A 12,770-nucleotide genomic window follows, 5' to 3' on the forward strand; every position below is an offset into this window, starting at 1 on the left:
GCGTATCCTATTGATTCAATCTGGATCAATCCACAAACCCAATTACCAGGAAAATCTATTATTGACAATGACTTACAGCATCTCTGAGCACTGAAATGGATTGCCTTGGATTTTGGATCGTGCGGTCGCCCTCTCCGCCATATGCAAGCCCAAGTGGTTCTACCACTTGGGCTTTTTGCATTGGGCAGTCCGTTTGCTTTGAGCCACCCGGGCCATACAGGGCAGGCCCGGCGGCGCCAGTAACCCTCTGGCACAGACACAAATGCAGCTGTGGCCGAAGCCACTCGGCCCTGCCTTAAAATGCTCGGCTCACCCTCTTGTCTGTCGAGGCGCCCCAGCGGCGGCCTCCTGCAACACCACACCATCCATGAGCACGCCCCTGCAACAACCCGGCCTCGAAAGCCTGTCCAAGTCCTTTGAACCCGCTGCGCTGGAAGCCCACTGGGGCCCTGAATGGGAAAAGCGCGGGTATGGCACCGCAGGCCACCGTGGCACGGGCGCGCCGCAGGCGGGCGAGCCAGCGTTTTCCATCCAGCTGCCGCCCCCCAACGTGACGGGCACGCTGCACATGGGCCATGCGTTCAACCAGACGATCATGGACAGCCTCACGCGCTACCACCGCATGCGCGGCTTCAACACGGTGTGGGTACCGGGCACCGACCACGCGGGCATCGCCACGCAGATCGTGGTGGAGCGCCAGCTGCAGGAGCAAGGCATCAGCCGCTACGACATGGGCCCGACCCCGCCCGAGGCGCGCAAGAACTTTGTGAGCAAGGTGTGGGAGTGGAAAGAAAAGTCGGGCAACACCATCACCACGCAGATGCGCCGCATGGGCGACAGCGTGGACTGGAGCCGTGAATACTTCACCATGGATGACAAGCTGTCCAAGGTGGTGACCGACACCTTCGTGAAGCTGTACGAGCAGGGCCTGATCTACCGTGGCAAGCGCCTGGTGAACTGGGACCCGAAGCTGCAGTCCGCCGTGTCCGACCTGGAAGTCGAGAGCGAAGAAAAAGACGGCTCGCTGTGGCACATCGCCTACCCGCTGGCCGATGGATCGGGCAGCCTGACGGTGGCCACCACCCGACCTGAAACCATGCTGGGCGACGTGGCACTGATGGTGCACCCTGAGGACGCACGCTACACGCACCTCATCGGCAAGATGGTGAACCTGCCGCTGTGCGACCGCCAGATCCCGGTGATCGCCGACGAGTATGTGGACAAGGAGTTCGGCACGGGCGTGGTCAAGGTCACCCCCGCGCACGACCAGAACGACTATGCCGTGGGCCAGCGCCACAAGCTGCCGATGATTACTGTGTTGGACTTGCAAGCACACGTCGTTGCTCACCCATCGGGCGACGATGCAGCAAAAATGCAAGAGCTGCGGCAACGAATCAACGCAGGCGAAACATCCTTCTTCTACGGAAACGAGCTGGCCAATTTTGAAGGTCAGCAAGCAATACCGGACAAATATCGCGGCATGGACCGCTTCGTAGCCCGCAAGGCTATCGTTGCCGATCTGGAAGCCTCTGGCGCCCTGGTGGAGACGAAGAAACACAAGCTCATGGTGCCCATCTGCACCCGCACCGGCCAGGTGATCGAGCCCATGCTGACCGACCAGTGGTTCGTCGCCATGAGCAAGGTGAGCGACCAGGACCCCACGGGCAAGAGCATCGCGCAAAAGGCCATCGACGCGGTGGCCAGCGGCGAGGTGACGTTTGTGCCCGAGAATTGGGTGAACACCTACAACCAGTGGATGAACAACATCCAGGACTGGTGCATCAGCCGCCAGCTGTGGTGGGGCCACCAGATCCCGGCCTGGTACGACGAAGACGGCAACGTGATCGTGGCCCGCACGGAAGCCGAGGCGCAGGCCAAGGCACCGGGCAAGGCACTGCGCCGCGACGAGGACGTGCTCGACACCTGGTACTCGTCCGCGCTCGTGCCCTTCAGCACCATGGGCTGGCCCAACCAGGGCGACAGCGCCACCGACGACTTCAACCTGTACCTGCCCAGCACCGTGCTGGTCACGGGCTACGACATCATCTTCTTCTGGGTTGCCCGGATGATCATGATGACCACGCACTTCACCGGCCGCGTGCCGTTCAAGCATGTGTACATCCACGGCCTGGTGCGCGACGCGCAGGGCAAGAAGATGAGCAAGTCCGAAGGCAACGTGCTCGACCCGGTGGACCTGATCGACGGCATCTCTCTGGAGCCGCTGCTGGACAAACGCACCACCGGCCTGCGCAAGCCCGAGACCGCGCCCACGGTGCGCAAGAACACACAGAAGGAATTCCCCGAAGGCATTCCGGCCTACGGCGCCGATGCGCTGCGCTTTACCTTTGCGGCGCTGGCCAGCCTGGGCCGCAGCATCAACTTCGACAGCAAGCGCTGCGAAGGCTACCGCAACTTCTGCAACAAGCTCTGGAACGCCAGCCGCTTCGTGCTGATGAACTGCGAGGGCCAGGACTGCGGCCTGAAAGAGCACACCAAGGAAGAGTGCCAGCCCGGCGGCCCCGCCCACGGCTACATGCACTTCAGCCAGGCCGACCGCTGGATCTCGTCGCTGCTGCAAAAGACCGAGGCCGAGGTGGCCAAGGGCTTTGCCGAGTACCGCCTGGACAACGTGGCCAACACGATCTACGACTTTGTCTGGAACGAGTACTGCGACTGGTACCTGGAGATCGCCAAGGTGCAGATCCAGAACGGCACCGAGGCAGAACAACGCGCCACGCGCCGCACCCTGATCCGCACGCTGGAAGCCATCCTGCGCCTGGCGCACCCCATCATCCCGTTCATCACCGAAGCCCTGTGGCAGACGGTGGCGCCCGTGGCCGGGTTGCAGGGTGAGTCGGTCAGCATCGCTCGTTACCCCCAGGCCCAGCCCGAGAAGATCGATGAGGTTTCAATCGCCCACATGGGCCGCGTGAAGGGCTTGGTGGACGCCTGCCGCGCCCTGCGCGGTGAAATGAATGTCTCGCCCTCCACCCGCCTGCCGATGTACGTGGTGGGTGACACCGACTTCATGCGCGGCGTAGCGCCCGTGCTGCAGGCGCTGGCCAAGCTCAGCGAAGTGAAGGTGTTTGACGACGAGTCCGCCTGGGCCGCCGCCGCGCAGGCCGCACCCGTGGCCGTGGTGGGCGAAGCCCGCATGTGCCTGTACATGGAAATTGACGTGGCGGCCGAGAAAGCACGTTTGTCCAAGGAAATCGCACGCATTGACGGCGAAGTCACCAAGGCCAACAACAAGCTCTCGAACGAAGCGTTTGTGGCCAAGGCACCGCCCGCTGTGATCGACCAGGAGAAAAAGCGCATCGCCGACTTTGGCGCCACCTTGGCCCGCTTGCGCGATCAACTGGCGCGGCTGGGCTAAGCCGCCCTCACCAGCGCTGCCGCCCTGTTATTTTTTGCACGCATTCCACTCTAGAAGGAGCTCCATGACTGCTGTATCCACCATCCGTAAAGCTGTTTTTCCCGTCGCTGGCCTAGGCACCCGCTTCTTGCCTGCCACCAAAGCCAGCCCCAAGGAGATGCTGCCCGTGGTGGACAAGCCGCTCATCCAATACGCCGTGGAAGAAGCCTATGCCGCCGGCATTCGCCACATGATCTTTGTGACGGGCCGCAGCAAGCGCGCCATCGAAGACCACTTCGACACCGCGTACGAGCTGGAGTCCGAGCTGGAGACCGCGGGCAAAAAGGAGCTACTGGCTTTGGTGCGCTCCATTCAGCCGGACGACATGGACTGCGCCTTTGTGCGCCAGCCCCGCTCGCTGGGCCTGGGGCATGCCGTGCTGTGCGCTGAGCCACTGGTGGGCAATGAACCCTTTGCCGTGCTGCTGGCCGATGACCTGATGGTGGGCCCCGAGGGTGGCCAACCCGTGCTGGCCCAGATGGCAGCCGCTTTCCGCCAGCAAGGCCGCTCGGTGATTGCAGTGCAAGAGGTGCCCGAAGACCAGGTCCACCGCTACGGCATCGTGGCGGGCGAGCCTGCCGGTGGCCCGCTGATTCGCATCAACCGCATTGTGGAGAAGCCCAAGGCCGACGTCGCCCCATCGCGCATGGGTGTGGCGGGGCGCTACATCCTCACGCCCGGTGTGTTTGATGAAATCCGCAACCAGCCACGCGGCGTAGGCGGAGAAATCCAGCTCACCGACGGCATCGCACGCTTGATGCAAAACGAGGCCGTGTACGCCTTTCAGTACGAAGGCAAGCGCTACGACTGCGGCAGCAAAGAAGGCTTTTTGGAGGCCACCGTGGAGTTGGCATTGCAACACCCCCAAGTGGGCGACGCCTTCCGCAACTATCTCAAAGGCTTGTCGCTGTAATCAGCGCCAAGGCGGGGCGCCCTGCCCCGCCCCCCCATGGCACATGGCGACCGCACGGGCCTGTGCCGGGCCCAAAAGACAGGGCACATCTGCAAACCGCCCGCTCAGCGGCGGCGCAGAATGTGAATGAACTCCTCGCCCACGGTCTGCTGCTCCACCAGTTCATTGCCCGTTTGGCGGGCAAAGGCCTGAAAGTCGCGCAGCGAACCCACATCGGTGGCCAGCACCTTGAGCAACTGGCCGCTGGCCATGTCAGCCAGGGCCTTCTTGGCCTTCAGGATGGGAAGAGGGCAATTCAGGCCCCGGGTGTCGATTTCTTTGTGGGTTTCCATGGTCTTCAATCCTTAGGCGGCAGGCCCAGCCCGCGGCGTCGCTCTGCGTTCTCTTCTTCTGTAAAAAATACGGGCTCATGCCCCCGTGTGCGCAGCCAGTCGGCCAGCGCATAACCGGTGCCCGCAGGCCAGCATTTGAGGTCTGCCAGATCATAGAGCCGGTAGTCCACCAGCTCGGGCGACAAACGCACCTCGCCTTGCGCCACCACATGGTAGGCAATGATGATCTGGTTCATGCGCAAAAATTCATAGGCCCCCACCAGCGTGGCGGACTGCACGTCGAGGTTGGTCTCTTCCTTCACCTCGCGCGCAATGCCTTCTTGCGGCGACTCACCCGCCTCCATGAAGCCGGTAATCAGCGCAAACATCTTTTCGGGCCAGGCCGCGTTGCGGGCCAACAGCACCTGGCCGCCCACCTCCACAATGGCGGCCAGCACGGGCGTGGGGTTGTTCCAATGCGTCCAGCCGCAAGCGGGGCAACGCAGCCGCGCCTTGTCGCCGCCATCTTCCGCCTGTGTGATCCAGGCCAGCGGCGTGCCGCAGTGGGTGCAATGTCGAATTTCGTACTGCGTCATGAAATGCTTCCAAAACAATAGCTGCTTGCGCTTATTTGGCAAGCGCTAGAGGCCAATTTCATTCAAAACAACCCCACACAAGGGCTCTGCAATGCACTGCCCGGCAGACGCCAGCTCAGGCCGGAAACACGCCGGTAGACAGGTAGCGGTCACCCCGGTCGCACACCACAAACACCACCGTGGCGTTTTGTTCGCGCTGGGCAATCTGCTGGGCCACCCAGCAAGCGCCTGCCGCAGAGATGCCCGCAAAAATCCCCTCTTCGCGGGCCAGGCGGCGGCACATCTCCTCGGCGTCGTCCTGGCTCACAGACACCAGCTCGTCCACGGTGCGCGGGTCGTAAATCTTGGGCATGTACTCTTGCGGCCACTTGCGAATGCCCGGGATGCGCGAACCTTCTTGCGGCTGCGCCCCCACGATCTGGATGCCAGGGTTCTTTTCTTTGAGAAAGCGCGAAACCCCCGTGATGGTGCCCGTGGTGCCCATCGCGCTCACAAAGTGCGTGATGCGCCCGCCCGTCTGCTCCCAAATCTCGGGACCCGTGGTTTCGTAGTGCACCCGCGGGTTGTCGGCATTGCCAAACTGGTCCAGCACCTTGCCCTCGCCACGCTTTTGCATGGCCTCGGCCAGGTCACGTGCGTGCTCCATGCCACCGCTCTTGGGCGTCAGCACCAGCTCGGCACCGAATGCCTTCATGGTCTGTGCACGCTCAATCGACAAATCCTCAGGCATCACCAACACCATGCGATAGCCCTTGATGGCCGCCGCCATCGCCAGCGCGATGCCCGTGTTGCCAGAGGTCGCTTCGATCAGGGTGTCGCCAGGGCGAATGTCTCCACGCTCTTCAGCGCGGCGGATCATGGACAGCGCAGGCCGGTCCTTCACCGAACCGGCGGGGTTGTTGCCTTCCAACTTGCCCAGAATCACATTGCCGCGCGCGGCGTTGTCCTGGGCACCAATGCGCTGCAGCGCGACCAGTGGCGTGTTGCCAACCGCTTGTTCGATAGTTTGGTAATTCATGGTCACTACTGTGCCATAATTTGCGTCTTCACAAATTACCCGCCCGGGTGGTGAAATTGGTAGACGCAGGGGACTCAAAATCCCCCGCCGCAAGGCGTGCCGGTTCGATTCCGGCCCCGGGCACCACAGGTAAGGCCGGAAGCTTCCACAAGCTTCCGGCCTTTTTTATTTCCCCTTTGGAATCAGCATCTTAGCTGTCCATCCCCATCCAAACCAGTCCACCCCATCCGAGAAAATTGGGGGCACATTTGGGGGCACATTTTTAAAATGCGGGGGCACATCGTGTACGCCGTCAGGCCCAAAGCCTGCGCCTATACGGCAGAGCCACGGCGCAACCAGCAAACTGGGCTCCTGGACTACCGCAGACATGCAAAGCTTCCACAAGCTTCCGGCCTTTTTCCTTTATTCAGCGCCCACAACAATCCATCCCCAAACCCGCTCAACACGCCGCCCTCGCTCTGCATCTCAAAATACTGTATATTTAAACAGTATTCAAAACCAGGAGCCCGGCATGGAAGTGATTGACACCCTGTACACCGTCACCCTGCGTGACTACCCCGATGATGTGCCTGCCAAAGCAGTTGCTGCGGCAGAAGCCCGCTACACCAAAGCGCTGGAAAACACGCTGGGCGGGCCCGAGCAGGTGGCTGCAGCCCTGGACACCATGGGCGACCTGGAAGGCGCCAGCGCTGATGAAATCTCCAAGGCCGACATGGAACTGGCTGCGCGGTGGGCCAAAGCCTGCAGCGCAGCCCGCCAAGCCGGGTTTCGGGATTTGGGGGAGGCAGAAGGCATGTACTTTGAAGTACAGACTTCATAAAGCAAACACCGTCTCCTCTGCCAGATGGCGTGCAAGACACAACTGGTCACAAACTGCATGCCAGATAAGCACTTGTCTTACAGACGGAACTGGGCAGGTTTGGTGGAATCTCATCCACTGGCCATTGAGGCTGGCGCGGGGTGAGCCATTGCGGCCCCCGCACCTTTGAATTGCGCAAGAGCGGTCCGTCTCATCCGGCAGCGATGCCGCCATGCTTGGATTAACCGCACTCCCCTGAAAGGAGCTATGCCATGACACTTCATCACCTCTCTCCGCAAACGGCTGCCGTGCTTGCGTTCCTCGTCACAGTGGCCTTGGCCGTGGCGGCCGCACTGGTTGGCGCCATGCCAGAGTGGGTGGCGCAATCTGCGGATTCGCTGCCTTTGCTGCCCGCGCAGTGGGACACATTGTTACCGCAGGAGGCATCTGCCTCGCACTGACAAACTGAGACTGGGCATGGGGCATGCAATTGGTGTGCAATGGCCTGATCCAAGCCCAGCGCGGCATAGGCCTGCGCACCCCTCGCAGCCCCGCCCTGCCGCCGTCGATTCAAAGTAACGTTCAGGGCGCCACCACGGCCAGGCGCCTGCGCGCACGGGCTGCAGTGTCCACATCGCCCGCAGCTTGCGCCTGATCCGCCTGCACGGTCAGCCAAGCGATCAGCGGGCGGCGCCACCCTTGGGCTGATGCGGTGTCTACCGCCAGCGCCACCACTGCAGGCCCCGCCTGTCCGGCCTGGAACAGCGCCGCAGCCCCCACCAAGCGAGACAAAGGATCTTCCACAGCAACCAGCATGGCTGCCGCATCGCCACCGCTGGCGGTGCCAGCAAGGCGCTGCGCCACGGCGCGCTGGGGTGGCGGCAGCACAGCGACCTGCGCAGCGGTCAAACGTTGACCTTGCAAAAATTCGGCGTAGGCCAACTCCGGCGCGGCGGCATCCGGGCGCAGGGCCTCAAAACCCGCACAACTTTCGGCCAAGGCCAAGCTGGCCGACTGGGCGGCGCACCGCAGCAGTTCGGTGCGTGCCAGCAGGTCGGCACGGCCGGTGCTGGCCAGCGCCTGGCGGGCACGCTCCCACTCTTGCGCTTCGACGCGTGCCTGGCCGGTCAGGTAAGCGTTCAAGGCTTTTTGCGTGGCAGCGTGGGCATTCATCTGCCAGTCGGGCGCAGGGGGCTGGCTGGAGCACGCAGCCAGGACCGCGCAAGCCAATAGCCAAGGCCACCGGGCGCCGCGCAAGGCCCGGTGGCGCCATCCTGTGTTGGGTGCAAAGCTCATGGCAGCTTGATCTCCGTGTCGCGCGCAAACGGCCATTTGCGCTGGATGTCATTGACGAGGCCTTCCACCCGGCGCAGGTTGCTTTCCACCTCAGCGCGCAGCGCGCCCAGGTCGGTGGTGGCTTCGCGGGCGTTGGCGCCAATGGCCTGGGCCTCGGCCAGCACCGCATCCACCTTCTTGAGACTGATGCGCGTGTCTGCCAACAAACCATTGAGTTGCGCCACCATAGCGCGCAGGTCGGGCACCAGGGCATCTTTGCCGTTCTCGCCAAACACCTGCCGATCGGCCTGCTTGGCCAGCCCGTCCAGCCTCGCCAGCAGGGTGTTGGTGCGCTCCAGCGTCGCGAGAACTTTCTTGGCGTCGGCCTCGTTGCCCATCACCACGCCCAGTGCGCCGCTGGGGCCGTTCAGCCGCTGGGTGAGCGCCTGCACGTTGGCCAGGCTGCTGCCCAGGGCGGCGTCCTGCGCCGTCAAGGCGTTGAGGTTGCCCAGCAGTTCGCGGGCCGATGCCATCAGCTGCGGGATTTCTGCGGTGGCATCGCCGCGCAGCACGGGGCGCGTGGCGCCGTCGGGCAGCAAGGGGTCGGTGAGGATGCCGCTGTAGGCTCGGATGTTGGTGGCGCCCACCACCCCGCGCACCAGGGTGAAAACGCTGGACTCGCGCAGCCAGTGGGCGTCCTTGCGGGGCACGTCCACGATGATGCGGGCGTTGCCGGTTTCGGCCAGCTCAATGCGGCGCACGCGCCCGATGGGAAAGCCCGAGAACGTCATGTCCATGCCCACCACCACGCCCTCAGAATCATCGGCCGTGAGCACCAGGGTTTGCGTGGGCTCGAATGCCCCCCGGGCATAGAGCAGGTACAGGCCAGACCCGGCAATCAACAGCACGGTGAACAGCAACAGCGCCGCCGCCTTGAGCTCCAGGTAAGCCACCGGCCGCAGGGTCTCCACAGGGGCAACGCCAGGTTCCTGTGGCGGCGCATTGGAAGGGGATGGGGATGATGGAGGGTTCATGGCATCAGAAACAGGGGTTGGGCCAGTGCGCGTACATGGCCATCAGTAGTAGTTGCCCACGAGCGAGCCCACTTCGATGAGCAGCAGCACCGCAAACATGCGCGCCAGGCCGCCCAGCTCTGAATCGGGCTGGGCACGCTCGCCCGTGTCGTACAGCCCAGCGGCCATGGGGATGAGCGCCACGGCCAAGCTGAACAGCAAGGTCTTGATCACAAACACCAGTGTGACGGCCGGCGCAAACACCTGCCCGAACATGCGCGTGTAGCTGGGCAGGCCCGCCAGGTTGAAGCCATACACCCCCAGGTACGCCAGCACCAGTGCCACCACGCAACTGAGGGCGGCCAGGGTGATGCAGGCAAACACGCCCGCTACGGCACGCGGCAGCAGCTCGACCCGCACCGGGTCAGCCCCCAAACGGCGCAGGAGGTCAAACCGGCCTGACTGGCGCAGCAGGGCCAGCTGCGTTCCGTTGGGGATGGTGCAGCGCATGGCCACGAAGAGCGCGGCCGTGAGCGGAATCAGCTCCAGCACCAGCACGCGAATCACCATCTCCAGCGCGTAGCGCGACAAGCCGTAGCTGAGCGCAGTGACCACCACAATGCGCGTGAGCACCAGGCTGATGAGCGCCGCCAGCACAGTGAAGCCGAGCAACACCGGGGCCGTGTCCAGGTACAGGTGGCGCGCCAGGGCGCGGCGCGTGCCCCTCACATAACTGGACGGCGACAACACCAGCACCAGCACCACCGCCCCCAGGTACAGAATGCGCCACCACGCCAGCGCCCAGCGCCGGACCACGCGCCAGACACGTTCGGGCAAGGAGAGGCCGGGCCAGTGCGAAATCATGGCCGGATCATAGCGAGGCGCTGCCAGCGCAGTGGCAAGCCCCTGGCCCGTGGCACCACAAGCCTTTTAGGCCTCTGGGCCCATTGAATAAAGCGCGAGAAGCTATCAACTCAATAGCAAAACAATCCAAAGCCCTGGGCGCACTGAAACAGGTGCTCACAGCATCGCTGGCAACGGGGTCAGACATGGCGCTTGCCGGGCGCCGCACCCGCCAAGGCGGCGAGCGTGTCAGGCGCCTGGGCATCGGCGCGCTGGTGCAGGGCTTCAATGATGTGGCACTGTTCGTCGGTGCCATCGCAGCGGCTGCGCAGGGCCAGCAAATCGGCCTCCAGGGCCTGTAACTCTGCCAGCCGGGTACGCACATGCTGCAGGTGCTCGTCCAGCGTGTCGCAGGCGGCATGGCAGTCTTCCTTGCGGCCCCAGTCCAGCGCCAGCAGGGTGCGCACCTCGTCCAGCGACATGTCCATGGCGCGGCACAAGCGGATGAAGCGCAGGCGGTGCACATCGTCCGCGCTGTACAGGCGGTAGCTGTTGTCGCTGCGGGCGCCGGGCAGCAGCAAGCCTTCTTTTTCGTAGTAGCGGATATTGGCGGCCGACACACCAGACTGCCGGGCGGCCTCTCCAATGCGATGCAATGCCAGCGACTGCGCCATAGAGCCATGCCTTTGAGTGACTTGAAGGTTTTCATCATGCCATCGCGGCAAGCCGCCAGGCTGGCCCCGGGATCTCCGCACGCCCGAACAGCACGATATTTTGATAAAAACTGCCTCTAGGGATCCTCTGCACAAATCGAGCGGAAAGTGTGCGCTGCGGATCGGGATGGGATGCAAGGCGCAAAACGCAGCAATAGCCGTAGCTATTGCGAGTATTTGCAACGCCGCAGACTGCCCGAGACCGCAGATGCACACGGCGCGGCGATTGGTGCAGAGGGTCCCTAGCGCTTTAGAATCAATCGCCACCAGCTATTCAATTGATAGCATTCAGAGCACAAACCTGAAAAACCCCTGGCCCAACCAACGCCAGCGCCCCTTTGCTTCTTGACCCACAGCAAGCCCAGGCACAGGGCTTGCATGGTCCAATCCAGCCTTCCCTTTCTTTTGCCGCCATGTCCCGCTCCACCGCCGCCCCCATCACGCCGCCCCCTGTTGCGGTGCCCCACTCGCTGACCGAAGACGCCGTTGCCATCTTCACCGGCGTGCTGCTGATTTCGGTGGGCGTGGCGTTTTTCACCAGTGCCGGCTTGCTGACGGGCGGCACCGCCGGGCTGGCGTTTTTGCTGCACTACGCCACGGGCATTGGCTTCGGCAAGATTTTCTTTGTGGTGAACCTGCCCTTTTACTGGCTGGCCCTGCGCAAACTGGGCCGGGCCTTCACCGTCAAGACCTTCATCGCCGTGCTGCTGCTGTCGCTGCTGACCGAGCTGCAGTCGCAGTTTCTGCAATTTGCCCAGTTGCAACCGCTGTACGCCGCCATTGCGGGTGGGCTGATCACGGGCACCGGATTTTTGGTGCTGTTTCGCCACCGCTGCAGCCTGGGGGGCGTGGGCATTTTGGCGCTGTACCTGCAAGACCGCTACGGCTGGCGCGCAGGCAAGGTGCAGATGGCCGTGGACTGCTGCGTCGTGCTGCTGGCCCTGTGGACGGTGGAGCCTCTGCGTGTGGTGTGGTCCATTGCCGGGGCCGTGGCGCTGAACCTGGTGCTGGCCATGAACCACCGGCCCGGCCGCTACATGGCGACCTGAGCGCGGATCAAAAAGGCCGCGCGACGGAACCAACCCCACCGCCGCCGTATCATTCACCCCATGCGCCGCGCCCTGTCCCTGTTGCTGATCACCTTCCTGGTCCTGCGTGGCCTGGTGGGTACGGCCATGGCAGCGGGCATGCTGCCCCCGGTGGCTGTGGCCCACAGCCAGGTGATGGCCGCACAGACAGGAGCACAGATGGGCGAAGCGGCCCACGGTGACCCACATGCCGAGGCAGCACATCCCAGCGACCACCACGGTGCGATGGACCACGCGGCTGCGCAGGCAACCCATTGCGACGACAGCGAAGAGGGTGACGGGCACGATCACACCCACTGTGCATCCACAGCAGCAGCCACACCCGGCCCCACATCGACCTGTGCAGACGGCCACAGCAGCACCTGCACCGTGTGCGAAATCTGCCATGCCACCATGGTGCTGCCTGCGGCCCCGCCAGCCGCACAGGGCCCAGCCCCCACAGCCGCCATTGCGCGCGCCGTGCGCACACCTGCCAACGCCCCCGTCGCGCTGGCCCACAAGCCTCCCATCGCCTGAACTCAAAGAACCTGTTCAAGGTTTTTTCAGAGTCGCGCAAGCGCCATACCGGGATGGGATGCAAGGCGCGGTGCGCAGTGGATAGCCCGGCTATCCACAAGCGCCGCAACGCCGCAGACCGCCCGGCAAGGCACTTGCCCGAAGGGTTGGAGTGAAATCGGGCGATTGAATGCCCCGGCTGCTTGCATGGGCAAAAGCCCATGCGGCGCATCCGTTGCATCCACTCATCCCGATTGCACTCCAACGCGATCTCTGAAAAAACCTTGAACA

13 protein-coding genes and 1 tRNA gene are annotated in these 12,770 nt (G+C 63.5%); 7 read left to right on the top strand and 7 right to left on the bottom strand.

The features are described from left to right. Positions 1-367 precede the first annotated feature (367 nt). On the top strand, positions 368-3,376 hold the full coding sequence (locus tag CLU88_RS07845) for a valine--tRNA ligase (protein ID WP_099656112.1): 3,009 nt from the start codon (positions 368-370) through the stop codon (positions 3,374-3,376). A gap of 64 nt (positions 3,377-3,440) precedes the next feature. Further along, positions 3,441-4,328, top strand: a complete 888-nt coding sequence (gene galU, locus CLU88_RS07850) for a UTP--glucose-1-phosphate uridylyltransferase GalU (RefSeq protein ID WP_099656113.1) — start codon at positions 3,441-3,443, stop codon at positions 4,326-4,328. Between the two features lie 104 nt (positions 4,329-4,432). Here galU and CLU88_RS07855 read toward each other — a convergent pair whose 3' ends face one another. From CLU88_RS07855 to cysM, 3 genes are all read right to left on the bottom strand, one after another. Next, a complete protein-coding gene (locus tag CLU88_RS07855) occupies positions 4,433-4,660 on the bottom strand; it encodes a sulfurtransferase TusA family protein (protein ID WP_099656114.1) in 228 nt (75 codons plus the stop codon). Positions 4,661-4,665: 5 nt separating this feature from the next. Next, the gene (locus tag CLU88_RS07860; protein ID WP_099656115.1) at positions 4,666-5,235 is read right to left on the bottom strand and encodes an NUDIX domain-containing protein; all 570 of its coding nucleotides are present in this window, start codon (positions 5,233-5,235) and stop codon (positions 4,666-4,668) included. A gap of 115 nt (positions 5,236-5,350) precedes the next feature. Next, a complete protein-coding gene (gene cysM / locus CLU88_RS07865; RefSeq protein ID WP_099656116.1) occupies positions 5,351-6,253 on the bottom strand; it encodes a cysteine synthase CysM in 903 nt (300 codons plus the stop codon). Positions 6,254-6,294: 41 nt separating this feature from the next. On the opposite strand from cysM, the gene CLU88_RS07870 reads away from it, so the two are divergent. The 3 genes from CLU88_RS07870 (at position 6,295) to CLU88_RS07880 (ending at position 7,513) form a co-directional block, all read left to right on the top strand. Next, positions 6,295-6,379: transfer RNA gene (locus tag CLU88_RS07870), tRNA-Leu, on the top strand. Between the two features lie 385 nt (positions 6,380-6,764). Next, positions 6,765-7,073, top strand: a complete 309-nt coding sequence (locus CLU88_RS07875; RefSeq protein ID WP_099656117.1) for a hypothetical protein — start codon at positions 6,765-6,767, stop codon at positions 7,071-7,073. A 251-nt stretch (positions 7,074-7,324) separates the two neighbouring features. Next, a complete protein-coding gene (locus tag CLU88_RS07880) occupies positions 7,325-7,513 on the top strand; it encodes a hypothetical protein (protein ID WP_099656118.1) in 189 nt (62 codons plus the stop codon). 121 nt (positions 7,514-7,634) lie between these two features. On the opposite strand, the gene CLU88_RS07885 is transcribed toward CLU88_RS07880, so the two are convergent. The 4 genes from CLU88_RS07885 to CLU88_RS07900 all read right to left on the bottom strand — a co-directional run bounded on the left by CLU88_RS07885 (position 7,635) and on the right by CLU88_RS07900 (position 10,857). Continuing rightward, on the bottom strand, positions 7,635-8,225 hold the full coding sequence (locus CLU88_RS07885) for a hypothetical protein (RefSeq protein ID WP_233205404.1): 591 nt from the start codon (positions 8,223-8,225) through the stop codon (positions 7,635-7,637). Positions 8,226-8,344: 119 nt separating this feature from the next. Then, positions 8,345-9,361 carry an MlaD family protein gene (locus tag CLU88_RS07890; protein WP_099656119.1) on the bottom strand — a complete coding sequence of 339 codons (1,017 nt, stop codon included), beginning with the start codon at positions 9,359-9,361 and terminating at the stop codon, positions 8,345-8,347. 42 nt (positions 9,362-9,403) lie between these two features. Then, complete coding sequence (locus tag CLU88_RS07895) at positions 9,404-10,204, bottom strand: ABC transporter permease (protein WP_099656120.1); 801 nt, start codon at positions 10,202-10,204, stop codon at positions 9,404-9,406. Between the two features lie 179 nt (positions 10,205-10,383). Beyond that, positions 10,384-10,857 carry a Cd(II)/Pb(II)-responsive transcriptional regulator gene (locus CLU88_RS07900; protein ID WP_099656121.1) on the bottom strand — a complete coding sequence of 158 codons (474 nt, stop codon included), beginning with the start codon at positions 10,855-10,857 and terminating at the stop codon, positions 10,384-10,386. Between the two features lie 452 nt (positions 10,858-11,309). On the opposite strand from CLU88_RS07900, the gene CLU88_RS07905 reads away from it, so the two are divergent. Both CLU88_RS07905 and CLU88_RS07910 read left to right on the top strand, forming a co-directional pair. Continuing rightward, positions 11,310-11,945, top strand: a complete 636-nt coding sequence (locus tag CLU88_RS07905; RefSeq protein ID WP_099656122.1) for a YitT family protein — start codon at positions 11,310-11,312, stop codon at positions 11,943-11,945. A 60-nt stretch (positions 11,946-12,005) separates the two neighbouring features. After that, a complete protein-coding gene (locus tag CLU88_RS07910; protein ID WP_099656123.1) occupies positions 12,006-12,500 on the top strand; it encodes a hypothetical protein in 495 nt (164 codons plus the stop codon). The last annotated feature ends 270 nt before the right edge of the window (positions 12,501-12,770 follow it).

The organism is Acidovorax sp. 56 (genome assembly GCF_002749705.1).
Taxonomy (GTDB): domain Bacteria; phylum Pseudomonadota; class Gammaproteobacteria; order Burkholderiales; family Burkholderiaceae_C; genus Acidovorax.

Coding starts and splice junctions, on each gene's coding strand:
- CLU88_RS07845 (WP_099656112.1), top strand. CDS start 368: ATGAGCACGCCCCTGCAACAACCCGGCCTCGAAAGCCTGTCCAAGTCC.
- galU (WP_099656113.1), top strand. CDS start 3,441: ATGACTGCTGTATCCACCATCCGTAAAGCTGTTTTTCCCGTCGCTGGC.
- CLU88_RS07855 (WP_099656114.1), bottom strand. CDS start 4,660: ATGGAAACCCACAAAGAAATCGACACCCGGGGCCTGAATTGCCCTCTT.
- CLU88_RS07860 (WP_099656115.1), bottom strand. CDS start 5,235: ATGACGCAGTACGAAATTCGACATTGCACCCACTGCGGCACGCCGCTG.
- cysM (WP_099656116.1), bottom strand. CDS start 6,253: ATGAATTACCAAACTATCGAACAAGCGGTTGGCAACACGCCACTGGTC.
- CLU88_RS07875 (WP_099656117.1), top strand. CDS start 6,765: ATGGAAGTGATTGACACCCTGTACACCGTCACCCTGCGTGACTACCCC.
- CLU88_RS07880 (WP_099656118.1), top strand. CDS start 7,325: ATGACACTTCATCACCTCTCTCCGCAAACGGCTGCCGTGCTTGCGTTC.
- CLU88_RS07885 (WP_233205404.1), bottom strand. CDS start 8,225: ATGAATGCCCACGCTGCCACGCAAAAAGCCTTGAACGCTTACCTGACC.
- CLU88_RS07890 (WP_099656119.1), bottom strand. CDS start 9,361: ATGAACCCTCCATCATCCCCATCCCCTTCCAATGCGCCGCCACAGGAA.
- CLU88_RS07895 (WP_099656120.1), bottom strand. CDS start 10,204: ATGATTTCGCACTGGCCCGGCCTCTCCTTGCCCGAACGTGTCTGGCGC.
- CLU88_RS07900 (WP_099656121.1), bottom strand. CDS start 10,857: ATGGCGCAGTCGCTGGCATTGCATCGCATTGGAGAGGCCGCCCGGCAG.
- CLU88_RS07905 (WP_099656122.1), top strand. CDS start 11,310: ATGTCCCGCTCCACCGCCGCCCCCATCACGCCGCCCCCTGTTGCGGTG.
- CLU88_RS07910 (WP_099656123.1), top strand. CDS start 12,006: ATGCGCCGCGCCCTGTCCCTGTTGCTGATCACCTTCCTGGTCCTGCGT.